This is a genomic window from Streptomyces sp. NBC_00554 (genome assembly GCF_041431135.1).
Lineage (GTDB): Bacteria > Actinomycetota > Actinomycetes > Streptomycetales > Streptomycetaceae > Streptomyces.
This window is the reverse complement of record NZ_CP107799.1, coordinates 4,004,925-4,029,051: the sequence shown is the minus strand read 5'-3', so window position 1 is coordinate 4,029,051 and position 24,127 is coordinate 4,004,925. Positions and strand designations below refer to the sequence as shown.

14 protein-coding genes are annotated in these 24,127 nt (G+C 70.6%); 10 read left to right on the top strand and 4 right to left on the bottom strand.

Going from position 1 to position 24,127, the window contains the following annotated elements:
- The first annotated feature begins 42 nt into the window (after positions 1–42).
- Together guaB and OG266_RS17255 are read left to right on the top strand one after the other, a co-directional pair.
- A complete protein-coding gene (guaB, locus tag OG266_RS17260) occupies positions 43–1,548 on the top strand; it encodes an IMP dehydrogenase (RefSeq protein WP_266455829.1) in 1,506 nt (501 codons plus the stop codon).
- A 152-nt stretch (positions 1,549–1,700) separates the two neighbouring features.
- Positions 1,701–2,825: a GuaB3 family IMP dehydrogenase-related protein gene (locus OG266_RS17255; protein ID WP_266455826.1), complete on the top strand. Its 1,125-nt coding sequence runs from the start codon at positions 1,701–1,703 to the stop codon at positions 2,823–2,825.
- 105 nt (positions 2,826–2,930) lie between these two features.
- Here OG266_RS17255 and OG266_RS17250 read toward each other — a convergent pair whose 3' ends face one another.
- On the bottom strand, positions 2,931–3,530 hold the full coding sequence (locus tag OG266_RS17250) for a hypothetical protein (RefSeq protein ID WP_266455823.1): 600 nt from the start codon (positions 3,528–3,530) through the stop codon (positions 2,931–2,933).
- Between the two features lie 131 nt (positions 3,531–3,661).
- Entirely contained in the window at positions 3,662–4,870 is a 1,209-nt protein-coding gene (locus OG266_RS17245; RefSeq protein WP_266455820.1) for a nucleotide sugar dehydrogenase, read from the bottom strand.
- A gap of 260 nt (positions 4,871–5,130) precedes the next feature.
- Between OG266_RS17245 and OG266_RS17240 the strand changes: the two genes are divergently transcribed.
- Entirely contained in the window at positions 5,131–6,837 is a 1,707-nt protein-coding gene (locus OG266_RS17240; protein WP_329545963.1) for a glycerol-3-phosphate dehydrogenase/oxidase, read from the top strand.
- A 134-nt stretch (positions 6,838–6,971) separates the two neighbouring features.
- Here the strand turns inward: OG266_RS17240 and OG266_RS17235 are convergent, their stop codons facing one another.
- Positions 6,972–8,114 (bottom strand): serine hydrolase domain-containing protein, encoded by a 1,143-nt coding sequence (locus OG266_RS17235; RefSeq protein ID WP_371546664.1) that lies wholly within the window; start codon positions 8,112–8,114, stop codon positions 6,972–6,974.
- A gap of 149 nt (positions 8,115–8,263) precedes the next feature.
- Here OG266_RS17235 and OG266_RS17230 point away from each other — a divergent pair, with 149 nt between their 5' ends.
- From OG266_RS17230 to OG266_RS17210, 5 genes are all read left to right on the top strand, one after another.
- A complete protein-coding gene (locus OG266_RS17230; protein WP_371546663.1) occupies positions 8,264–10,363 on the top strand; it encodes a protein kinase in 2,100 nt (699 codons plus the stop codon).
- 170 nt (positions 10,364–10,533) lie between these two features.
- Positions 10,534–13,758 carry a protein kinase gene (locus OG266_RS17225; RefSeq protein WP_371546662.1) on the top strand — a complete coding sequence of 1,075 codons (3,225 nt, stop codon included), beginning with the start codon at positions 10,534–10,536 and terminating at the stop codon, positions 13,756–13,758.
- Between the two features lie 207 nt (positions 13,759–13,965).
- Entirely contained in the window at positions 13,966–15,774 is a 1,809-nt protein-coding gene (locus tag OG266_RS17220) for a protein kinase (RefSeq protein ID WP_371552831.1), read from the top strand.
- Between the two features lie 102 nt (positions 15,775–15,876).
- Positions 15,877–17,526, top strand: coding sequence for a serine/threonine-protein kinase (locus tag OG266_RS17215; protein ID WP_371546659.1), 1,650 nt, complete (start codon positions 15,877–15,879; stop codon positions 17,524–17,526).
- A gap of 115 nt (positions 17,527–17,641) precedes the next feature.
- Positions 17,642–19,336: a serine/threonine-protein kinase gene (locus tag OG266_RS17210; protein ID WP_371546656.1), complete on the top strand. Its 1,695-nt coding sequence runs from the start codon at positions 17,642–17,644 to the stop codon at positions 19,334–19,336.
- Between the two features lie 76 nt (positions 19,337–19,412).
- Here the strand turns inward: OG266_RS17210 and OG266_RS17205 are convergent, their stop codons facing one another.
- Positions 19,413–20,231 carry a hypothetical protein gene (locus OG266_RS17205; RefSeq protein ID WP_371546654.1) on the bottom strand — a complete coding sequence of 273 codons (819 nt, stop codon included), beginning with the start codon at positions 20,229–20,231 and terminating at the stop codon, positions 19,413–19,415.
- Between the two features lie 236 nt (positions 20,232–20,467).
- Between OG266_RS17205 and OG266_RS17200 the strand changes: the two genes are divergently transcribed.
- Both OG266_RS17200 and OG266_RS17195 read left to right on the top strand, forming a co-directional pair.
- Positions 20,468–22,168, top strand: coding sequence for a succinic semialdehyde dehydrogenase (locus OG266_RS17200; protein WP_371546651.1), 1,701 nt, complete (start codon positions 20,468–20,470; stop codon positions 22,166–22,168).
- A 73-nt stretch (positions 22,169–22,241) separates the two neighbouring features.
- Positions 22,242–24,023 (top strand): GMC family oxidoreductase N-terminal domain-containing protein, encoded by a 1,782-nt coding sequence (locus OG266_RS17195; protein ID WP_371546650.1) that lies wholly within the window; start codon positions 22,242–22,244, stop codon positions 24,021–24,023.
- The last annotated feature ends 104 nt before the right edge of the window (positions 24,024–24,127 follow it).

Genomic DNA, 24,127 nt, shown 5'->3' with positions numbered 1-24,127 from the left:
CATGGACATCCGCACCGATCAAGGCCATTTGGGGAAGGTGTCATGACTGCCAACGTCGACGGAGTGCCCGCTAAATTCGCGACACTCGGGCTGACCTACGACGACGTGCTGTTGCTGCCGGGCGCTTCGGAAGTGCTGCCCAACGCGGTCGACACCTCGTCCCGCATCTCGCGCAACGTGCGTGTGAACATCCCGCTGCTCTCCGCCGCGATGGACAAGGTGACCGAGTCGCGCATGGCGATCGCCATGGCCCGGCAGGGCGGCGTCGGCGTGCTGCACCGCAACCTGTCCATCGAGGACCAGGTCAACCAGGTCGACCTCGTGAAGCGTTCCGAGTCCGGCATGGTCACCGACCCGATCACGGTGCACCCGGACGCGACGCTGGGCGAGGCCGACGCGCTGTGCGCCAAGTTCCGCATCAGCGGTGTCCCCGTCACCGACGGCAACGGCAAGCTGCTCGGCATCGTCACCAACCGCGACATGGCCTTCGAGACCGACCGCTCGCGCCAGGTGCGCGAGGTCATGACCCCGATGCCCCTGGTCACCGGCAAGGTCGGCATCTCGGGCAACGACGCCATGCAGCTGCTGCGCCGCCACAAGATCGAGAAGCTTCCGCTGGTCGACGACGCGGGTGTCCTCAAGGGCCTCATCACGGTCAAGGACTTCGTGAAGGCCGAGAAGTACCCGAACGCCGCGAAGGACGCCGAGGGCCGCCTCCTGGTGGGTGCCGCCGTCGGAGCCAGCCCCGAGGCGCTGGAGCGCGCGCAGGCGCTGGCCGAGGCCGGCGTGGACTTCCTGATCGTCGACACCTCGCACGGGCACAACAGCAACGCCCTCAACTGGATGGCGAAGATCAAGTCGAGCGTCGGCGTCGACGTGATCGGCGGCAACGTAGCCACCCGCGACGGCGCCCAGGCCCTGATCGACGCCGGTGTCGACGGCGTCAAGGTGGGCGTGGGCCCCGGCTCGATCTGTACCACCCGTGTGGTCGCCGGTATCGGCGTCCCGCAGGTCACCGCCATCTACGAGGCAGCTCTCGCGGGCCGCGCCGCAGGTGTTCCGGTGATCGGCGACGGCGGTCTGCAGTACTCCGGAGACATCGGCAAGGCCCTCGCGGCCGGCGCCGACACGGTGATGCTCGGCAGCCTCCTCGCGGGCTGCGAGGAGTCGCCCGGCGAGCTGCAGTTCATCAACGGCAAGCAGTTCAAGTCCTACCGCGGCATGGGCTCCCTCGGTGCGATGCAGTCGCGCGGCCAGGGCAGGTCGTACTCGAAGGACCGCTACTTCCAGGCCGAGGTGGCCTCCGACGACAAGCTCGTCCCCGAGGGCATCGAGGGCCAGGTGCCCTACCGCGGCCCGCTGGCCAACGTGCTGCACCAGCTCGTCGGCGGCCTGCGCCAGACCATGGGCTACGTGGGCGCCGCCTCCATCGACGAGATGGAGACCAAGGGCCGCTTCGTACGGATCACCTCGGCGGGCCTCAAGGAGAGCCACCCGCACGACATCCAGATGACGGTCGAGGCGCCGAACTACAGCCGTAGCCAGTAGCCGCAGCGAGTAGCCGTACCAGTAGTCGTCACCACAGCCGTAGCCAGTAGCCGTACGGCTTGAGGGCGGTCCCGGGGGTTCCCGGGGCCGCCCTTGTCGTGGGCGTCGGCGATACTGGGAGACGCAGAAGCGAAGAGGGAAAGGCCACACACGTGACTGAGATCGAGATCGGGCGCGGCAAGCGCGGCCGCCGGGCGTACGCCTTCGACGACATCGCCGTCGTCCCGAGCCGCCGTACCCGGGACCCGAAGGAGGTCTCGATCGCCTGGCAGATCGACGCCTACCGCTTCGAGCTGCCCTTCCTGGCCGCCCCCATGGACTCGGTCGTCTCCCCGGCCACCGCGATCCGCATCGGTGAGCTGGGCGGCCTGGGCGTGCTCAACCTCGAGGGCTTGTGGACGCGGTACGACGACCCGCAGCCGCTGCTCGACGAGATCGCGGAGCTTGACGCGGACACCGCGACCCGTCGCCTCCAGGAGATCTACGCGGCTCCCATCAGGGAGGAGCTGATCGGGCAGCGCATCAAGGAGGTGCGCGACTCGGGCGTCGTCACCGCCGCCGCCCTGTCCCCGCAGCGCACGGCGCAGTTCTCCAAGGCCGTCGTGGACGCGGGCGTGGACATCTTCGTCATCCGCGGTACGACGGTGTCGGCGGAGCACGTCTCCGGTGCCGCCGAGCCGCTCAACCTGAAGCAGTTCATCTACGAGCTGGACGTCCCGGTGATCGTAGGCGGCTGCGCCACGTACACCGCGGCCCTGCACCTGATGCGCACGGGCGCGGCCGGTGTCCTCGTCGGCTTCGGCGGCGGCGCCGCGCACACCACGCGCAATGTGCTGGGCATCCAGGTCCCGATGGCGACCGCGGTCGCCGACGTCGCGGCCGCGCGCCGTGACTACATGGACGAGTCCGGCGGCCGGTACGTGCACGTGATCGCCGACGGCGGTGTCGGCTGGTCCGGCGACCTCCCCAAGGCCATCGCCTGCGGCGCCGACTCCGTGATGATGGGCTCTCCGCTGGCCCGCGCCACCGACGCGCCCGGCAAGGGCCACCACTGGGGCATGGAGGCCGTCAACGAGGAGCTGCCGCGCGGCAAGAAGGTCGACCTCGGCACGGTGGGCACCATCGAGGAGATCCTCGCGGGCCCCTCGCACATCCCGGACGGCTCGATGAACTTCTTCGGGGCCCTGCGCCGCGCCATGGCCACCACCGGCTACAGCGAGCTGAAGGAGTTCCAGCGCGTCGAGGTGACGGTTGCGGACTCGCAGCACAAGCGGTAGACAGTACGAACGGCTCGTACGACAGCTCGTACGACGCGAAGGGGCCCGGTCACCTGGTGGTGACGCGGGCCCCTTCGCCGTACGTGAACCGGTGCGTGAACCGGGTTACGCGGCGGCCTTCTTGGCGCCCGAGAAGGCGGCGAAGGCGCCGATCCCGAAGAACAGGTAGGTCATGAAGTCGGCCGATTCCTTCCAGGCCGAGGTGACCAGGTCGAAGTGGTCGGTGAGGAGTGTGGTCGCGGAGATGCCGGACTCGTCGGCACCGATCATCGCAACACCGATGATCTGGCCCGCGTAGATGGCGCCCAGGGCGAGGGCGGCGCTCAGGACCGGCAGTACGGGGTTGCTGCCGCCGATCTTGCCCGCGGCGAGGCCTGTGAGGAAGCCGACGCCGACCGCGGCGTAGCCGATCTCGTACCCCGAGGCACCGATGATGGCGCCGTAGATGCCGGCGGTCACCAGGGCCGCGACAACGGCGGCCACGATGCCGAGGGCGAGGTTGCCCTGGCGCGGGGCGGGCGGCGCCGGGGCGAAGCCGGGCTGCTGGCCGCCCGCGAACGGGTTGCCGCCGGTGGGCTGCTGCTGACCCGCGAACGGGTTGCCGTCCGAGGGCTGCTGGCCGGCGTAGGGGTTGCCGGCGACGGGCTGCTGAGCGGCGTACGGGTTGCCCTCGGTGGGCTGGGAAGGCGGCGTGGGCTGGCTCATGGTGGATATCCCCCGAATTTGGTGTGGGTGGTGGACGCACTGATGTGCGTGGGGCGCGGGCGCACTCGTGTGCGACAACGGCCCCGGACACTAGCAGTCACCACTGACATACGGGAGAGGGATTTCCGGGGTCAGAGCCGGTGGGCTGCTCCGGTGGGGGTTGCTCCCCTTGTGTCCAGGAGGAGTTGGGCCTTCACGGACAGTCCTTGGAGGTCGTACGTGCGGTGCTGCTGGAGCAGGATCGTGAGGTCGGCGTCGGCCGCGGCCTCGTAGAGGGAGTCCGCGCGCGGGACGGGGCGGCCGAGGACGCGCCATGCCGGGACGAGTGGGTCGTGATAGCTGACGGACGCGCCGAGTTCCATCAGGCGCAGGGCGATCTCGTGGGCGGGGGTGCCCTGTTGGTCGGCGAGGTCCGCCTTGTAGGTGACGCCCAGGAGGAGCACGCGCGCGGCGCGGGCCGATTTGCCGTGCTCGTTGAGGAGCGTGGCGGCGCGCTGGATGACGTACTGGGGCATGTGGTTGTTGACCTGCTGGGCCAGTTCGACCATCCGGAGGGTGCGTCCGGAGTGGCCTGTCAGGTCCTGGGCGATTCCGTGGCCGCCGACTCCGGGGCCCGGCCGGAACGCCTGGAAGCCGAACGGCTTGGTCTCGGCGCAGCGGATGACGTCCCACAGGTCGACGCCCAGGTCGTGGCAGAGCACGGCCATCTCGTTGACGAGGGCGATGTTGACGTGCCGGAAGTTGGTCTCCAGGAGCTGCACGGTTTCCGCTTCGCGTGTTCCACGCGCGCGTACGACCTTGTCGGTGAGGCGCCCGTAGAAGGCGGCGGCCGACTCGGTGCAGGCCGGTGTCAGGCCGCCGATGACCTTCGGGGTGTTGGCGGGGCCGAAGTCGCGGTTGCCGGGGTCGACCCGGCTGGGGGAGTAGGCGAGGTGGAAATCGCGTCCCGCGCGCAGTCCGGAGCCCTCTTCGAGGAGCGGGCGGAGGAACTCCTCCGTGGTGCCGGGGCGTACGGGTGACTCGAGGATCACGGTGGTGTGCGGGCGCAGCTGTGCGGCCAGGGTGCGGGCGGCCGCCTCCAGCTGGCTCAGGTCCAGTGCGCCGTCCGCGCCGCGCGAGGTCGGGGCGCAGATGACCGCGGTGCGGACGCGGCCGAGTTCCGCCGGGTCGGTGGCGGGCCGGAAGCCCCCCGAGAGCATCCGGCGCAGTTCGGCGGGGCTGAGGGAGCCGCCTTCCGGACCGGTTTTGTAGCCGAGTGTGGGGATGCCGGCCGCGACGGCGGCCTGGGCGAGGGGCAGGCCGTGATGACCGAGTCCGATGACGGCGAGGTCTGCGGGCATGGAGTGGGCCGTCCTTCCCAGTAGCCGAAGCGGGACAGGTGCGCAAGCCCTGTGGACAAGACGGGCGAGCGCAATGTCAGACTAGGAGTAAATATGACCGATTTGCGGGATTGCGCGTTCAAGATTCCCCGAGTGTTGTCCACAGGCTGCTGGTGAGTGGTGGCCGAAGGAGGGCAAGAAGGTCAGACTTTGGGCATGGGGGATGTGAGCACGGGTCCCGCCCGAGGGTGAGGCCGCGCGACCAAGAGCGGGAGGCAGCGGTGAGGACAGCGACACTGGGGCCGGCGGAGCGCGCCGAGTCACTGGCGGGAATGGCCGAGCGTGAGCTGGATGTGCTGGTCGTGGGCGCGGGCGTGGTCGGTGCGGGCACCGCCCTTGACGCCGTGACACGCGGCCTGTCCACAGGTCTGGTGGAAGCGCGCGACTGGGCGTCGGGCACGTCGAGCAGGTCCAGCAAGCTGATTCACGGCGGCCTGCGCTATCTGGAGATGCTCGATTTCGCACTGGTGCGCGAGGCGCTGAAGGAACGCGGGCTCCTCCTCGAACGGCTCGCGCCGCACCTCGTGAAGCCCGTGCCGTTCCTCTACCCGCTCCAGCACAAGGGCTGGGAGCGGCTGTACGCGGGCTCGGGCGTCGCGCTCTACGACGCCATGTCGATTTCGAGCGGCCATGGACGCGGACTGCCCACACACCGCCACCTGTCCCGCACCCGCGCCCTGCGCGTCGCCCCCGCCCTGAAGAAGGACGCCCTGGTCGGCGCCCTGCAGTACTACGACGCGCAGATGGACGACGCCCGCTATGTGGCGACCCTGGTGCGCACGGCGGCGGCGTACGGCGCGAAGGTCGCCAACCGCGCGCGGGTGACCGGCTTCCTGCGCGAGGGCGAACGCGTTGTCGGTGCCAAGGTGCAGGATGTCGAAGGGGGCGGGGAGTACGAGGTCCGCGCCAAGCAGGTGGTGAACGCCACGGGGGTGTGGACCGACGACACCCAGGCGATGGTGGGGGAGCGGGGGCAGTTCCACGTACGTGCGTCCAAGGGCATCCATCTGGTCGTACCGAAGGACCGGATCAACTCCACTTCAGGGCTGATCCTGCGTACCGAGAAGTCCGTGCTCTTCGTGATCCCGTGGGGGCGGCACTGGATCATCGGCACCACCGACACCGACTGGGACCTCGACAAGGCCCATCCGGCGGCGTCCAGCGCGGACATCGACTATCTGCTGGAGCACGTGAACTCCGTACTCTCGGTGCCTCTCTCCCGCGACGACGTACAGGGTGTGTACGCGGGGCTGCGGCCACTGCTCGCCGGTGAGTCGGACGCCACCAGCAAGCTGTCGCGCGAGCACACCGTGGCGCATCCGGTGCCGGGGCTCGTGGTCGTGGCGGGCGGCAAGTACACGACGTACCGGGTGATGGCCAAGGACGCGGTGGACGAGGCGGTGCACGGTCTCGACCAGCGGGTCGCCGAGTGCGTCACCGAGGACGTTCCGCTGCTCGGCGCCGAAGGGTACCGGGCGCTGTGGAACGCGCGAGCGCGGATCGCGGCGCGCACCGGGCTCCATGTGGTGCGCGTGGAGCACCTGTTGAACCGGTACGGCACGCTCGCCGAGGAGTTGCTCGACCTCATCGCCGCCGATTCCTCACTCGGCGAGCCCTTGCCGGCCGCCGAGGACTATCTGCGGGCCGAGATCGTCTATGCCGCCTCGCACGAGGGTGCCCGGCACCTGGACGACGTGCTGACCCGGCGCACCCGCATCTCGATCGAGACCTTCGACCGGGGAACGCGCAGTGCGCGGGAGGCCGCGGAGCTCATGGCGCCGGTGCTCGGCTGGGACAAGGACCAGATCGAACGGGAAGTGGAGCACTACGAGAAGCGGGTCGAGGCCGAGCGGGAGTCGCAGCGGCAGCCGGACGACCTGACGGCGGACGCGGCGCGGCTGGGGGCGCCGGACATCGTTCCGCTGTAGCCGTCCTCGTGGCCGTCCTCGTGGCCGTCCTTGTGGCGGTCCGGTCGTCGCCATGGCGGTGTGGCTGGTCCGTGCCGGGGATGTCACTCGAACGAGTGTCGTGAGCTGGGATCTTTGCTCGGAACGTGTCCGTTCTACTCGGTGCGGGGGCAGAACTCGGCGGCGAGCAGGGCCGGTTCGAGGCCAGGGTCTGCGATCCCGTCCGTGTTCACCCGGAAGGTGAGGACACGGCGACCGTCGACGGTGGCTGCGCTGCGCACGTAGCTGCCGGATATGCGGCCGTTGTGCCCCCACACCGTGGTGCCGCACGGCAGCTTCACCGGGTAGAGGCCCATGCCGTACGAGCCGTGTGCGGCGCGGGTGTTGAGCATCTCCCGCAGTTGGCCGGGCGGGAGCAGCTCGCCGGCGAGCAGGGCCCCGTAGAAGCGGTCCAGGTCGGCGAGCGTGGTGACCAGCTCGCCCGCCGCGCCGGCCACGCGCGGGTCGAGCTCGGTGACGTCGGAGCCGTCGGCGGCGTACGCGCGGCCGTGCGGTGAGGGGAGAGAGGTGCGGGCACCCGGGAAGGAGGTGCCGGTCAGACGGAGAGGGGTGATGATGCGGCGCTCGGCCTCGGTGGCGTACGAGTGGCCGGTGACCTGTTCGACGACCATGCCGAGCAGGACGTAGTTGGTGTTCGAGTAGGCGTAGCGGCCGGGGTCGGCCGGGGGGTGGGTGAGCGCGATGCGTACGGCCTGAAGCGGGGTGACGGGGACGGTGCCCAGGGTGTCGGCGGTGAAGTCGTACAGGCCGCTGGTGTGGGTGAGCAGGGCGCGCAGGGTCAGGCGGCTGCCGTCGTTGCCCGCGCCGCTGACCAGGCCCGGGAGGTGGGCGTCCACGGAGTCCGACAGGGACAGCCGGTGTTCGGCGGCCAGTTGCAGGACGACGGTCGCGATGAACGTCTTGGTGATGCTGCCCGCGCGGAAGTGGTCGGAGCGGTCGATTCCGTCACCGGCGTCGGCGAATTGTGAGCCGGAATCGTCCTGGGCGAGCAGGGCCGCGGCCGGGGCCTTGCCGCGGGTGACGAGGAGCGCGAGGGCGGCGTCCGCGGCCGGGGAGACGGGCGATCGCGATCCGGCTGGTGCTGGGGACGTGAGGGTTCGGGAGCCGGACGAGGGCTCGGACCTGGGGGTTTGTGCGCCGGTCGGGGTCGAGGCGAGCAAGCAGGTCGGGGCCAGGCCGAGGAGCGCCAGGGCCGCGGGTATGGCCCGGAGTGTCCGAGGTGTCCGGCGCGGCGGCATCGGCGGTCCTTCCTTGTTGGGGGCCATCATGCGGGACGGCGCGGGGCCAGGTGTCGGGCGGTCCCTTCTTGAGGGGCCCCACGGCATCGTTCACTTGTCCGGTGAGGGACAATGAAGGCTCTGTCAGGGCGGGTTGCTTGAGGGGACGCATGTCGGAGGCGGAGCGGGCGGGAGCATCCCGTCAGGACAAGAGCGAACGTCTCCTCGCCGGGCGCTACCGGCTGGGGGATGTTCTCGGCCGCGGCGGCATGGGCACCGTGTGGCGGGCCAAGGACGAGACCCTGGGCCGCACGGTCGCCGTCAAGGAGCTGCGGTTCCCGTCGAGCATCGACGAGGACGAGAAGCGGCGGCTGATCACGCGCACGCTGCGTGAGGCCAAGGCGATCGCGCGGATCCGTAACAACGGCGCGGTGACGGTCTTCGACGTGGTCGACGAGGACAACCGGCCGTGGATCGTGATGGAGCTCGTCGAGGGCAAGTCGCTCGCCGAGGTCATCCGCGAGGACGGCCTGCTCACGCCGGTGCGGGCCGCCGAGGTCGGGCTGGCGATTCTCGATGTGCTGCGTTCGGCGCACCGGGAGGGCATCCTGCACCGGGACGTGAAGCCGTCGAACGTGCTGATCTCCGAGGACGGCCGGGTCGTGCTGACCGACTTCGGGATCGCGCAGGTCGAGGGCGACCCGTCCATCACCTCGACGGGCATGCTCGTCGGCGCGCCCTCGTACATCTCGCCGGAGCGGGCGCGCGGTCACAAGCCCGGGCCCGCCGCCGACCTGTGGTCGCTGGGCGGTCTGCTGTACGCGTCGGTGGAGGGCGTGCCGCCGTACGACAAGGGTTCCGCGATCGCGACGCTCACCGCGGTGATGACCGAGCCGGTGGAGCAGCCGAAGAACGCGGGTCCGCTGGAGAACGTGATCTACGGGTTGCTCGCCAAGGACCCCGAGCAGCGGCTCGACGTCGAGGGTGCGAGCGCGATGCTCACCGAGGTGCTGCGCGCGCCCGAGCCCAGGCCGACCGCGCCGGAGCCGCCGGACGCGACGAAGGTCGTGGCGTTGCCGCCGGTGCCGGACGAGGGGTCCGGCAAGGGTGGTTCGGGTTCCGGTGGCTCGGGCGGTTCCGGGGCCAAGCGGGGTGAGGAGGCCGGGGAGCGGTTGCGCGGGGCGATGCGTTCCGTGCGGAAGGCTGCCTCGGCGGCCGGGGCGGCCACGGCTGCGGCCGGTGCGGCTGCGACGGCGCGGGCCAAGTCCGGGGGTTCGGGGGCAACTGCCGGGACTGGTACGGGCACGGGTACGGAGGCGGCCACGCATGTGTCCGCACCTGTTTCCGGACCTGTTTCCGGACCTGGGTCGGAGAAGGACGGTGCTGTTGCCGCGACTGCCGTCTCTGCTTCCGTCTCGGCTGATGCGCCTGCTGACTCCGCGTCCGCCGGCAAGGCTTCCGGGTGGCCGGTGGCTCCGGAGCGGCCGCCGCGGCCGGTGCCTCGGGCGCCGTTGACGGATGTGGTGCCGCGGCGGACGTTGATCATCATCGCGGTGGTCGTGGCGCTGGCGGTGCTCGGCACCGTGCTGGCGCTGACCCTCAACGGGGGTGACGACAGCTCGAACTCCAAGAGCGGTGACACCAAGTCCGCGTCCAGCGGGGCGACCGCCGGAAGCGGCAGCGAGGAGAGCAGCGGCGCCCACACGGACAGCGGTGACGGGGCGGACGACTCGGCCACGGGTGCGGCCGGGGAGGCGGGCTCGGGCAGTACGCCGAGCACCAGCGCCAGTGCCGGTACGTCGAGCGGGTCGGACAGCGACGACGAGGGCTCGGACCCGGCGGACGGAACGCCGTACACCAGCAGTCAAGGGTTCTCGATCGTGCTGCCGGAGGGGTGGAAGTACGTGTCCACGGACTCGGCGGGCGCCCGGCTCACCGGTCCCAACGGGCAGAAGCTCCTGATCGGGTGGACGACCACGCCCAAGGACGACCCGGTCGCGGACTGGAAGAACCAAGAGCAGTACATGACGCGGTCGAACTACAAGCGGGTGCGAATAGAGAAGGTGGACTACCGCGGCTGGAACACGGCCGACTGGGAGTTCACCTACGAGGACGGCGGCACGAAGTACCGGTCGATCGACCGCGGCTTCGTCGTCAACTCGAGCCAGGGGTACGCGTTGATGTACACGGCGAAGGCGGCCGACTGGGACAGCGATCTGCGTGAGGACACGTGGAAGCAGTTCACCGAGACGTTCCAGCCGAAGTCGTGACGTACCGCTCGCCGATGTGACGTTCCGCCATGCATGAGCACCCTGAGATATCGCATCCCTACTTTGCGGGTTGCCTCCGGCACGTATCGTGAGTGGTTGCGGACCGTACGGAACCACAACGGGACGCAAGGCGAACGGAATTGACCAACCGGGCGGCCGAGGGAGGCATTGTGGACGAGTACGCGGGACGGATTCTCGCCGACCGCTACCGCTTGCCCCTGCCGCCTTCCGACGAGTACGAACTCGCCGAGACCCGGGCGTACGACACCTACAGCGGGCAGGAAGTCCTGGTCCGGCAGGTGCCGTTGCCGGAGGTCGTCGAGGCTGAGGTGCTCGACGCGGACGGACTGCCCGAGGGGTTCGTGGCGCGGGACGGCGGGGTGCGCCGGGCGTCCGCGAGGACCACGCGCCGGCCCACCGAACCTGCCGTACGGCGGGCGATCGAGGCCGCGCAGGCTGCCGCCCAGATACCCGACCATCCCCGGCTCGACCAGGTCTTCGACGTGTTCGCCGAGGGCGGGTCGCTGTGGATCGTCAGCGAGTTGGTGGCGGCGAGGCGGCTGGACGCGTTGCTCGCCGAGAGGCCGCTCAGTCCCTATCGGGCCGCCGAGATCGCCTCCGATGTGCTCGCCGCGCTGCGGGTGCTGCACGCTCACGGGTGGGTGCACCGGAACATCACCGTGCGCACGGTGCTCGTCTGCGACGACGGCCGCGTGATGCTGACCGGCCTGGCGGCCGGGGCCGCGGAGGAGGCGCTGTGCGGGTATGACCCTGTGCCGGTGCGGGACTTCGAGGGTGACGTCCGGGGTGGAGGTGCTGGAGCCGGTGGGCCGGGCGGGCCGGGTGGGCCCGGGGGTGCGGGGACTGGGCTTTCAGGTGGTGCCGGTGGTGGTGCTTCGCATGGGTTCGGTCCTGGTGGGGCGTCTGGGCTGTCCGGAGCGGTGGGTGGCGCCGGGGCGGGCGGTGCTGCGGCTGGGGGAGATCCCGAGGCGGCGCGGCGAGCTGCGATCGAGGCTCGGGCCAAGCGTGGGGGGCCTGCGGAGGCGGCTGCGGGTGTAGGGCCGCGCGCGCTTGAAGCACGGGGGGCCGGAGGAGCTGGTGGCGCTGGAGGTGCCGCGGGCGCGGGTGGCGCCGGGGGTCCTGGGGGTGGCGCTGGGAGCGACATGCGTGCGGCGCGCGCCGGGGCCATTGCCGCGTACCGTGCCGGAGCGCGTGCCGCGGCCCGCGTGCACGAAGAGCAGCGGGGCGGTCGGGCGGCGCTGCCTGCGGCCCGGCCTTCGGCGCAGGCCGATGCGTCGGCGGCCCAGGCGCAGTCTCCGGTTCAGGCACAGTCTCCGTTCCAGGCACAATCTCCGGTTCAGGCCCAAGGCCAGGCGCAGGGCGCGGCGCAGACGGCGCAGACATCCGGGCACGAGGTCGCCGGGTACAGCGGGTTCCCGCAGGCATCCGGGGGGAGCGGGGGTAGCGGGTTCCCGCAGGCTCCTGGGCACGGTGGCCAGGCCCAGGCCCAGGGTCTTGGCCGCGGGCAAGTCCCGGCCCAGGGGCTTGGTCATGGACAGGCTCCGGCCCAAGCGCCCGGCCACAGCCCGGCCCAAGCTCAGGGTTCGTACCAGGTCCCCAGCCACGGCACGGAACACCGTCCCAACACCGCGCCCCCCGGGCAGATAGCCGACCCGTACGGAGTCGGGCACTCCAACTCCTGGCATGGCGCCCAGCCCCGCGGCGGCAGCGGCGGCGGCAGCGGAACCGCCACGGGAACCGGAACCGGCGGCGGCGTCGAAGGGCGCCCCGCTCTCCCTGGAGTCGCGAGCGGCGGGATGGCGGCCCCGGGGGGTGACACCGGGAGTTACACCGGGAGTGACACCTCACCCGGCATGTACTCCGGGAGCGGTACCTCCACCAGCCCCCTCCCGATGAGCGGCACCCCCACCGGCGCGCCCCCGTCCTCGGGCAACAGCGCTCCCGCCCTCGTCCCCGGCCAGCCGTTCGCCCCCGCCCCCGCCCCCGCACCCGCACCCGCACCCGTGCCCACACCCACCCCGGCTCCCGGCACCCCCGCCACCACCCCCCAAGGCCAGACCGCCCGTTGGGACCAGATCGTCGCCAGTGGGCCCCCGCGCCGGGGACCCGCCACCGCGCTCGCCGCGGAGCGGGCCCGGCAGGCGCGGATGGCCGTGGTCGGGCCCGTGACCGAGCGGTGGGCGCCCGAGCAGGCCGGGCCGGTGCATGAGAACTGGCAGTTGGCGGCGCCGATCGGGCCCGCTACAGACCTGTGGGCGCTGGGGGCGCTGCTCTTCCGGGCTGTTCAGGGGCATGCGCCCTACCCGGAGGAGAACACCGCCGAGTTGGTGCAGCTCGTGTGCGCGGAGCCGCCCGCGTTCGCGGAGGAGTGCGGGCCGCTGAGGCCCGTCGTGGAGTCGCTGCTGCGCCAGGACCCCACCGAGCGGCTCGACTTCGAGGAACTGCGCGGCTGGCTGCGCTCCTTGGTGCGGTCGGCGCCGGAGGCCGAGGCGGGGGCGCATGTCGTCGCCGCGCCGCCGGTCAACCCCAGCCGACTGCCGATCGTGCGGCGCCGGGGCGAGCTCGTCCGCAGGCGCCGCGCCGGGCTGCCCGCGACCAGCCCGCACGCCCGGCACAAGCGGGCCAAGCAGAACAAGCAGGCCAAGCCCAGACGGCTCGGGCGGAATCTCGTCCTGCTGATCCTGCTCCTGCTGGCCGCGGCGATCGCGTACGCCATGGTGTTCATGCCCAAGTCCGGGTCGAACAGCGGCACGGACGACGAGCGGACCGGTTCCGCCGGAGACGTCAGTCCCGCCCCCGACACCGGCGCGGGAGGGAGTGCGAGCAGCGAGCCGCGCCCCGACCAGACCTCTCCGGGTGAAGACAAGAGCCCCTCACCATCGTCCAGTTCGACGAGCCCAGGGTCCAACGACCCCGATGTCGCCCAGGGTTTCACGCTGCGTGAGGACGCCGAGGGCTTCCAGGTGGCCGTGGCCAACGGCTGGGACCGTGCGGCGAAGAACGGGAACGGCCAAGTCGTCTACTCCAACGGCGACTTCGAGCTCATCCTCGTACCCGGTCGGGACAGCACGAGCACGTACGGCAGCGATCCGATGACGTACCAGCGGGAGCGGGAGGGCGAGTTGCAGCCGTTCCGCGACTCGACCTGGGCCACTTCCAGCGGGATGCGGCGGATCGACGTGGGCGGCCTTGCCATGGCCGAGGGGCAGTTCACCTGGACCGACGGCGAAGGGCACGAGCTCTTCGTGCGCAATCTCGCGATCATCATCGACGGGCGCTACCACGTGGTGCAGGTGCGCGGCCCGGAGGCCGAACGGGACGAGGTCACGCGGTTGTACGAGCAGGCTTCGGGGACGTATCGGGTCACGGAGTGACATCAGGTCACGAGGTGACACAGTCTCAGGGCGTCGGCCGAGGCCTTCGTAACCCCACGGCTCCCCCTCGGCTCACTTTGGTTCCCTTGCGCGCGTGGAAGGGATAACCGTCACAGTGCGGTTTCCGTACGGCCACGGCGGTTCCCTGTGCGGGGGCCGCTCCTTAGTCTGACCCTGTCAAGAGCATTGCGGGGAAACGTGAATCAGATGCAGGGCCTGCTCCTCGCGGGCCGCTACCGGCTTGCCGAATCCATCGGCAGCGGCGGCATGGGCCGGGTGTGGCGCGCGCACGACGAGGTGCTGCACCGCCCGGTCGCAATCAAGGAGTTGACCGCCGCGCTCTACGTCGCCGAGAGCGACCTGGCCCCGATGCTCGCCCGCACGCACGCCGAGGCGAGAGCAGCCGCCCGGATCAACCACTCGGCCGTGGTCACCATCCACGACGTCCTGGAGTACGACAGCCGGCCGTGGATCGTGATGGAGCTGGTCGAGGGCAACTCGCTGGCCGACGAGGTCAAGGAGCGGGGGCGCGTCGAACCGGCCGAGGCCGCGCGGATCGGGCTGTGGGTGCTGCGCGGGCTGCGGGCCGCGCACGCCGCCGGCGTGCTGCACCGTGACGTGAAGCCAGGGAACGTGCTCCTGTCCGCCGACCGGCGTGTACTGCTCACCGACTTCGGGATCGCGCAGGTCGAGGGCGATACGACCCTCACGCGCACCGGCGAGATCGTCGGCTCGGTCGACTATCTGGCCCCCGAGCGGGTGCGCGGCCACGATCCCGGTCCGGCCTCCGACCTGTGGGCGCTGGGCGCGACGCTGTACACGGCGGTGGAGGGCAGGTCGCCGTTCCGGCGCACCTCGCCGCTGAGCACCATGCAGGCCGTTGTCGAGGAGGAGCCCGAACCGTCCGAGTACGCCGGTCCGCTCGGGCCTGTGATCACCGCGCTGCTGCGCAAGGATCCCGCCGTACGGCCCACTGCCGCGGAGGCCGAGCAGATGCTCGCCGAGGCGGCGGAGGGGCGGCGGCCGAGCGCGGCGCAGGCGTTCGTGCCGACGCAGCATGTGGAAACCGGGGTGGACCATTCCTTCGGTGGCGGCATCGCTTCCGGACATGGGGCGCCGACACCCGCACATGGCGCGACCACCCCTGCACATGGGTCGACCACCCCTGCACATGGGTCGACCACCCCTGCACATGGGGCGACCACACATGTCCCGGCACCCGATCACTCGGCATCTCATATCTCGGCACCCCATGTCTTGGCACCCCATGTCCCGGGTGGGACCCAGCCCCAGGCCCTGTCCTACCCCACGCCCGCCCCGGCCGGCCCCAGGAAACGGCGTCGGGGTCGCACCATCGCCCTCGTCGTCGTAGCGGCCGCGCTCGTCGGTGGTGGCGGTGCCGTGGTCATGAAGTATGCGGACGACTGGCGGACGGGCGCGGGCGGGGTCACCAGCGGCGAGGAACCCGGCGGTAGCGGGGAATCGGCGGGTACGGAGGAGCCGAGCGCCACCCCCAGCCCGCAGGCCAGCGAGAGCGGGCAGCCGGCGACCGGTGCCCTGCCCGAGGGCTGGGTGCGCGTGGACGACCCCGAGGGCTTCAGCCTCGCCCTGCCCAAGGGCTGGGAGCGGCAGCTCGACGGCACCCAGATCGACTACACACCCGACGGCGGCGAGCACTTCGTACGCATCGCCGTGGACGATTCGCCGGACTTCGACAACCCGTACCTGCACCAGGTGGACCTGGAACAGCAGTTGATGAAGCTGGCCGATTACCACCGGGTGAGCATGGAGGCCAACACCTTCCGTGACTGCGACGGCGCGCTGTGGGACTTCACCTGGACCGCGCTGGCGAAGGACACGTCGTTCCCCGGGCCGCGCCGCGCCATCGAGCAGACGTATCTCAGCCGGGACGGCGTCGAGTACGTGATCTACATGTCGGCGCCGGCGGCGGACTGGGCCACCACGCGCGAGCAGTTCGACACGGTTCTGAAGGGCTGGCGCCCCACGGCCGAATAGCGACGCCGGGCAGGGGAAGCGCCGGACAGCGGCACGGCCGGATACAGCCACCGCCGGTCGCCGACCCGGAGGGCCGGGCTCCATTGCGGCATGATGGGACGCATGGGGACCGAGGGGGACAACGTCCGGGTGATCGCCGGCCGTTACCGGCTGGAGGCCAGGATCGGGCGGGGCGGCATGGGCGTCGTCTGGCGTGCGACCGACCAACTGCTCGGCCGCCAGGTCGCGGTCAAGGAGATCGCCCTCGACACCACACTCTCCGCGGACGAGGCCCGCCAGCAGCGCGACCGGACCCTGCGCGAGGCCCGTGCCGTCGCACAGCTGCGGCACCCGCACATCATCGTCGTGCACGACGTGGTCGAGGACGACGAACGCCCGTACATCGTCATGGAGTTGATCGAGGGCGGCTCGCTCGCCGAGCGGATCTCCGCACGCGGTCCGGTCGACGCGCGCGAGGCCGCCCGCATCGGCATCGGCCTCCTCGGCGCGCTGCGCCGCGCGCACGACGCGGGTGTCCTGCACCGGGACCTCAAGCCCGCCAACGTGCTGATGGCCGAGGAAGGCAGGGTCGTCCTCACCGACTTCGGCATCGCCCAGGTCGCGGGCGCCACGACACTCACCGAGAGCGGGGCGTTCGTCGGTTCGCCCGAGTACACCGCGCCCGAGCGGATGGCCGGGGCCAGGACGGGCCCCGAGTCGGACCTGTGGTCGCTGGGCGTGCTGCTGTGCACCGTCCTGAGCGGCGAATCGCCGTTCCACCGTGACTCGTTGGGCGGCATTCTGCACGCGGTCGTCATGGACGAGATCCGGCCGCCGGCCCAGGCCGCGGCCCTGCTTCCCGTCGTACGGGGGCTGCTGGAGCGCGATCCCGAGCGGCGGCTCGACGCGGCGGAGGCGGAGCGGATGCTGCGCGCGTTCCGGGACACGGGGCGTACGCCGCGGCTCGCGGCCGGGTACACGCCCACGCAACGGGACGTACCGGTGAGGAAGGATGCGCCTGCCCCGCCGTCCTCGTCATCAACCTCGTCGTCCTCCGCTCCGCTTCCCGTGGCGCAGCGCTCCACGCGGGGCATCCTCGTCGCTGCCGCGCTGGTCGCCGCGATGGCCGGGGCGGGGGTGTCGGCGGCGGCGTTGCTGATGAACGACGGTGGCGGTGGAGGCGGAGGCGGGGGTACGCAGGCTCCTTATAGCGCGGTGAGCACGTCGAGTACGCCCAGCGCGACCCGTAGCGGTACGTCGACGACCGGGGCGCCGGGAACGTCGGCGAGTGCGTCGGGCTCGAACCCGCCCGTGAGTCCTGTCGCCCGGACGGTGCCCTCGGGGTACCGCACCGCGCAGGATCCGAACGGGTTCACGCTCGCCGTGCCGGACGACTTCACCCGGGAGCCGCAAGGGGAGCGGGTCTTCTACATGTCGCCGGGGAAGACCTTCCGCCTCGGCATCAAGGTGTCCGATCCCGAACCGGGCGGTCCGTTCGAGGTGATGCGGCGCGGGGACGCCAAGGGGCCCTCCACGAACCCGGGTTACCGCGACGCCGCCGTCACCTCGGCCACGCACGGTGGACAGCCCGCCGCTTTCTGGGAGTTCACCTGGAACGGCTTCACCGAGGCGGAGGGCGCGCGGCATACGTACGACCTGTGCTGGGAGGAGGGCGGGCGGATGTACGACGTGTGGGTGTCGGCGCCGGTCGGTAGGGCGAGGGAGGCGAAGGAGTACCTCGACGTGGCGGTGGACAGCTTCGTACCGTCGTAGCGGGCACCTCCGTACCCGCATAAAGGGGAGATAAAGGGTGGTTCGCGTCACGGGTCTGTGACTGGAAAGCGACGGGGCTGGATGCCGGAGCGCTTGCCGCGATATGGATGGACCCATGAGTGACAACGGGGGAGTCCCTTACGGGGCCGATGAACCAACGAGTTTCGGTCTGCAACCGCCGCGCCAGGGTTTGCCGGGGCAGCAGGCGGGTGTGCCCTACCCCGGTAACCCGTACGCCACGCCGACCCAGGTCGTCCCGGAGCAGCAGGTGCAACAGCTGCAGCAGGCGCAACAGGATCCGGGTCAGGCGCAGCAGGACCCGGGCGTGGGACGTCTCATCGCAGGCCGCTACCGTCTCCTCTCCAAGCTCGGCCACGGCGGGATGGGCACGGTCTGGCGGGCCAAGGACGAGACGGTGGACCGCGAGGTCGCCGTCAAGGAACCCCGCGTTCCGGATCACCTTCCCGAGCGCGAACGCGCCAACGCCTTTGAGCGCATGCGCCGCGAGGCACGCGCCGCGGCTCGCCTCGACCACCCGTCGGTCGTGAACGTCCACGACGTCGCGGTCGTGGACGGACAGCCCTGGATCGTCATGGAGTTGGTGCAGGGCCGCTCGCTGGGTGACGCTCTCCAGGAGGGCACGCTCGGAGTCCGCGAGGCGGCGCGTGTGGGCCTTGAGGTTCTCGGCGCCCTGGAGGCCGCGCACGCGGCGGGCATCCTGCATCGCGACGTGAAGCCCGACAACGTCCTGCTCGGCCGCTACGGCCGCGTCGTCCTCACCGACTTCGGCATCGCCCAGATCGAGGGCGAGACCAGCCTCACGGACACGGGCGGCTTCGTCGGATCGCCCGAATACATCGCACCGGAACGGGTGTTGGGGCAGCGCCCGGGCCCGCCGAGTGACCTCTGGTCCCTCGGCGTCGTGCTCTACGCGGCTACCGAGGGCGTCTCGCCCTTCCGCCGCAGCAACACCCCTGCGACCCTCCAGTCCGTCCTCAACTCCACGCCCGCGGCGCCCGCTTCGGCGAACGGCCCGCTCGCCGAGACCATCAACGGCCTGCTGGACAAGGAGCCGTCCCGTCGCCCGGACGCGGCCCGGGTCCGCAGTCTCCTGGAGGCGGCCGAGCGGCCGCCCGCTCCGGCGCCGACGCAGGTCGTGCGGATCGCGGGGCCGGAGGGCGGCAAGGGGATCCGTGTCGGGCGCAAGACCTTGATCGGCCTCGGCGCGGCGATCGTCGCCGCGGCGGTGGCGGCGTACCTGGTGGTCGCGGATCCGTTCGCGGGGCCGTTGCCGGACGGCTGGAAGCTGCGCGAACAGAAGGCGCTGGGCGCGACGTTGGCGGTGCCGGCGGACTACCAGGTGGGCAGGCCGGACGCCGACGACACGGACAAGAACTGGGTCACGTACTCGGACTTCAGCGGCAGCATCTGGATCGGCCTGAACCTCGCCAAGAAGGCCGAGGACACCAGCGGTCAGATCAAGGGGAACTCCGCCGCCGAAATGTACGCCGACGACGACGAGTTCAAGGAGAGCGGCGCGTACGAGCTCAGCATGCCCGAGGACCCGACGAAGACGGATCCGAAGGAGACCAAGTACCAAGGCAAGAAGTCTGCCGAGAACACGGTGGTCTACACGACCACCGACAGCCAGAACCCGCGCCCCCGCGAGCTGAAGATCTTCTACTACAAGACGTCCAAGGGCGACATGTACAAGCTCACGATCAGCTACCCCGGAAAGGGCGACTTCACCGCGCGCGGCCGCGAAGTCGCGAAGACGGCGATCGCGAACTTGGACATCAACAAGCTGTGAGGAGCCCGCGGCCGGCCAGGGCGTCCAACTGAGCCTGGCCGGCCGGGACTTCAGCTGAGCCTCATCAGCTGGGACTTCAGCTGAGCTTCGCCGCCTGGGCGTCGATGACCTCGGCCGGGACGTCGTAGTCGGCGGTGCCGGCTCCCGCCTCGCCGGAGAAGGCGGCCAGGTTTATCGAGTAGTACGTGGCGACCGTGCTGCCATGGCGTACGACCTCGCCCTTCACCACGACCTCGTCGCCCTCCGCGTCACCGGTCACCGCGAACGCGACCGATTCGTCGCCGCTCCCGGACGCCTTCTCGGACGCCACCTTCGTGAACTTCTGGGTGTCGCTGCCGGCCGCGACGGTGAACCCGCTCGCGCAGCCCTCGACCGCCTCGGAGACCGAGGCGAGGGTCTCCTGGGCGCCGTCACCCTCGTACGAGGAGAGCGAGACGATCGTCATCGTGCTGTTGAGGGCGTCGGTGATCGAATCCAGCGAGTCCTCCAGGCTGTCCGAGGAGGTCGCGCTGGGCGCGATTTCTTCGGTGGCCGGAGTGACCTGGCGGTTGAGGTACGCGGCCTCGGAGTCGCCGGGCGCGAACCCGGTGAGGACGTACGCGATCGGCGCGCACTTCTCGTCGACGACCTTGACCTTCTCCTTGGAGGACGCGAATGGCTCGGAGTCCGTGGCCGATGTGACCTCGAAGCCGTCGACGTCGCCCGTGGCGACTATCGCCTTCTCCAACTCGCTGCTGCTCAGCACCTTCGCGGCGGCCGTCGACTCCTTGCCGCCCGTGGCCTTGTCACCGTCTCCGGAGTCGGATCCACTGTCGGAACAGCCGGTGGCCAGGGCGAGCGAGAGCACCGACGCGGCCGCTGCGATGCCGGTACGCGGCAGCGTGAATCTCTTCATCTTTGGGTGTTCCTTAGGTGTGTTCCGGGTGTGCCTGAAGTGGCGCTGGAGTTTGAGAGCAAGATTAAAGGGATCGCCAAGTGTTGGCTGGGGAGTGACCAACTCGTGATCGCCGCACCTACAACGCCCTGATCAGCGCATTCGTTGCCAGCGATCACTGGCGCTGTGTGAGCAGTCGGTGAAGGCGGATTACTCACGGGTACCCAAAGGGCGCGGTCGGGCATACCCTGCGGCTCATGACGGACTCGCAGGCCACGGAGCAGGCCACGGAAAACACCGGCACCGACGAAGCGGCCGGGACGGGCACCGACGAAGCGGCCGCGGCAGGCGCCACCGGCCCTGCCGTCATGGTCGGCACCAACCCCCTCGCCCCCGCCCCCGCAGGCGCCCGCACCGCCGCCGACGTCGTCACGCCCGAGCTGGTCGCGCAGCTCACGAAGGGTGTCGTCGGATCCGGGCGGACCGCCAACCACACCCCGTTCACCGGGGAGAAGCTGGCCGATCTGCCCGAGTCCACCCCCGAGGACGTACAGGAAGCGTTCGAGCGGGCGCGCAAGGCGCAGGTCGCCTGGGGCGCCACCCCCGTACGGCAGCGCGCCGCCGTTCTGCTCCGCTTCCACGATCTCGTGCTCGCCCGCCAGGCCGAGGTCCTCGACCTGATCCAGCTGGAGACGGGCAAGGCCCGGCTGCACGCGCACGAGGAAGTCCAGGCCGTGGTCGTGGCCGCGCGGCACTACGGCCGCAAGGCCCCCTCTTATCTCCGTCCCAAGGGGCACACTGGCGCCGTCCCGACCCTCACCAAGGTCACCGAGCTGCGTCACCCGCGTGGCGTCGTCGGCCAGATCGCGCCCTGGAACTACCCCCTGGAGCTGTCGGTCGGCGACGCGCTTCCCGCCTTCGTCGCGGGCAACGCCGTCGTCATGAAGCCCGACACCGAGACCTGCCTCACCGCTCTCTGGGCCCGCGACCTGCTCGTCGAGGCCGGGCTGCCCGCCGAGGTCTTCCAGGTCGTCCTCGGCGACGGTCCGGTCGTCGGACCCGAGGTCGTCAAGCACGCCGACTACGTCTCCTTCACCGGGTCCACGCGGACCGGGCGCGAGGTCGCGCAGGGCGCCGCCGCCCGGCTCGTCGGCGTCTCGCTCGAACTCGGCGGCAAGAACGCCATGGTGGTGCTGGCGGACGCGGACGTCGACAAGGCCGCTGCAGGCGCTGTGCGCGCCTGCTTCTCCTCCGCCGGCCAACTCTGCATCTCCATCGAGCGGTTGTACGTCCATGAGGACATCGCCGATGTGTTCGCGGAGCGGTTCGCCGCACGCACCAAGGCGATGCGGCTCGGCACTTCCCTCGCGTACGGGGCCGACATGGGCTCGCTGGTCGGCGAGCGGCAGCTCGAAACCGTCGCCCGGCACGTGGACGAGGCCGTCGCCAAGGGAGCGAAGGTGCTGGCCGGCGGCGTCGCCCGCCCCGACATCGGGCCGTACTTCTACGAGCCCACCATCCTCGACGGCGTAGAGGCCCCCATGGCGGTCTGCGCCGAGGAGACCTTCGGCCCCGTCGTCTCCCTCTACCGCTTCAAGACCGAGGACGAGGTCGTCGAACTCGCCAACTCCACGGCGTACGGCCTCAATTCCTCCGTCTGGACCAAGGACGGGCGGCGCGGTCGCGCGGTCGCGGCACGGCTGCGCACCGGAACCGTCAACGTCAACGAGGGCTACGGGGCCGCGTACGGCAGCGTCCAGTCACCCATGGGCGGCATGAAGGACTCCGGCCTCGGCCGCCGCCACGGCTCCGAGGGCATCCTCAAGTACACCGAGGCGCAGACCGTCGCCCACCAGCGACTGCTGCCGTTGGCACCGTCGCTCGGCATGGACGACGAAAAGTACGCGGCGTTCATGAGCCGGAGCCTCCGGGTCATGAAGGCTCTCCGGCTCCGGTAGATCCCAGATCTGAATAGTTCTCAAAAGTTCTCAACGAGGAGAGCGGCACGTGTCACAGGAGAGCTCTGTCCAAATGCAGGACGAGTCCGCATACGACTATGACGTGATCGTCGTCGGCTCGGGCTTCGGCGGGTCGGTGACCGCCCTGCGACTGACCGAAAAGGGCTACCGCGTAGGCGTGTTGGAGGCAGGCCGCCGCTTCACCCGCGGCTCGCTGCCCAAGAACTCCTGGGATCTGAAGAACTACCTGTGGGCACCCAGGCTCGGCATGTACGGCATCCAGCGCATCCACCTGCTGGGCAACGTCATGGTCCTCGCGGGCGCCGGCGTCGGCGGCGGATCCCTGAACTACGCCAACACCCTCTACGTACCGCCGAAGGCCTTCTTCGAGGACCCGCAGTGGAAGGAAATCACCGACTGGGAAGGGGAGTTGAAGCCGTACTACGAGCAGGCCCGGCGGATGCTCGGTGTGCGGCTCAACCCGACCATGACCCCGTCCGACGTCCATCTCAAGGCGGCCGCCCAGCGGATGGGCGTCGGCGACACCTTCCACATGGCGCCGGTCGGCGTCTTCTTCGGCGACGGGGAGGACGCGGACGGGACGGCGAAGGCGAGGCCGGGCGGCGAGGTGGAAGACCCCTACTTCGGCGGCGCCGGACCCGCCCGCAAGGCCTGCACCGAGTGCGGAGAGTGCATGACCGGCTGCCGGCACGGCGCGAAGAACACCCTCAACGAGAACTACCTCCACCTCGCCGAGAAGGCGGGCGCCGTGGTCCATCCCATGACGACGGTCGTGGCCGTCACCGACGACTCGCAGGGCGGGTACGCCGTCGCCACCCTGCCCACGGACGAGAAGCGCAAGGGCGAGGGGCGGATCCTCAAGGCCCGCCGGGTCGTCATCGCCGCCGGTACCTACGGCACGCAGACCCTGCTGCACCGCATGAAGTCCGGCGGCCAACTGCCGTACATCTCAAGCAGGTTGGGCGAGCTGACCCGCACCAACTCCGAGGCCCTGGTGGGCGCGCAGACCGACAACCGCCGGTACCGCAAGGCGCATGGCGCATCCAAGGTCGACTTCACCCAGGGCGTCGCGATCACTTCCTCGATCCACCCCGACGAGAACACGCACATCGAGCCCGTCCGCTACGGCAAGGGCTCGAACTCGATGGGCGGCTTGTCGATCCTCCAAGTGCCCTACGCGGAGGGCTCATCACTCCTTCTGGGATGGCTGGCCAACGCGGCGAAGCACCCCCTACTCGTGCTCCGCTCGCTCTCCAACCGCCACTGGTCCGAGCGGACCATCATCGGGCTGGTCATGCAGTCGGTGGACAACTCCCTGACGACGTACCTGAAGTCGAAGGGCGTGGGGAAAGGCCTGTTGACGGCACGTCAGGGGCACGGAGCGCCCAACCCCCGGCAGATCAAGGCGGCTTCGGAGGGCGCCTCCGCCATCGCCGCCGAGATCAACGGCTTCGCGGGCAGCAACGTCGGCGAGCTGATGGGGACCCCGCTCACCGCGCACTTCCTCGGCGGTTGCCCGATCGGTGACTCACCGGCCTCCGGGGTCATCGACCCGTACCACCGGCTGTACGGCCACCCCGGCATCTCCGTCGTCGACGGCGCCGCGGTCTCCGCGAACCTCGGCGTCAATCCGTCGCTCACCATCACCGCCCAGGCCGAGCGCGCGATGTCGTACTGGCCCAACAAGGGCGAGGCCGACCCGCGTCCGGCGCAGGGAGCGGCGTACGAGCGTCTGCAGCCGGTCGCGCCGCAGAGCCCCGCCGTCCCCGCGGACGCGTTCGGCGCGCTGAAGCTGCCGTTCCTGGGGATGCCTACGGTGCCGCCGAAGTCGTAACCCTGCTTGCGCAGTCGCGCAGACAGGTCGCGCAGACAGAAAGAAGGACCTGCGCCCCCCTCCGAGCGCAGGTCCTTCATTCAGCTGTGGCTACCAGGGCCGGG

Excerpts from the sequence above, each read along its gene's own strand:
- OG266_RS17250 (WP_266455823.1), bottom strand. The coding sequence starts at position 3,530 with ATGAGCCAGCCCACGCCGCCTTCCCAGCCCACCGAGGGCAACCCGTAC.
- OG266_RS17230 (WP_371546663.1), top strand. The coding sequence starts at position 8,264 with ATGTCGGAGGCGGAGCGGGCGGGAGCATCCCGTCAGGACAAGAGCGAA.
- OG266_RS17245 (WP_266455820.1), bottom strand. The coding sequence starts at position 4,870 with ATGCCCGCAGACCTCGCCGTCATCGGACTCGGTCATCACGGCCTGCCC.
- OG266_RS17215 (WP_371546659.1), top strand. The coding sequence starts at position 15,877 with ATGGGGACCGAGGGGGACAACGTCCGGGTGATCGCCGGCCGTTACCGG.
- OG266_RS17195 (WP_371546650.1), top strand. The coding sequence starts at position 22,242 with ATGCAGGACGAGTCCGCATACGACTATGACGTGATCGTCGTCGGCTCG.
- OG266_RS17200 (WP_371546651.1), top strand. The coding sequence starts at position 20,468 with ATGACGGACTCGCAGGCCACGGAGCAGGCCACGGAAAACACCGGCACC.
- OG266_RS17235 (WP_371546664.1), bottom strand. The coding sequence starts at position 8,114 with ATGCCGCCGCGCCGGACACCTCGGACACTCCGGGCCATACCCGCGGCC.
- OG266_RS17205 (WP_371546654.1), bottom strand. The coding sequence starts at position 20,231 with ATGAAGAGATTCACGCTGCCGCGTACCGGCATCGCAGCGGCCGCGTCG.
- OG266_RS17220 (WP_371552831.1), top strand. The coding sequence starts at position 13,966 with ATGCAGGGCCTGCTCCTCGCGGGCCGCTACCGGCTTGCCGAATCCATC.
- OG266_RS17210 (WP_371546656.1), top strand. The coding sequence starts at position 17,642 with ATGAGTGACAACGGGGGAGTCCCTTACGGGGCCGATGAACCAACGAGT.
- guaB (WP_266455829.1), top strand. The coding sequence starts at position 43 with ATGACTGCCAACGTCGACGGAGTGCCCGCTAAATTCGCGACACTCGGG.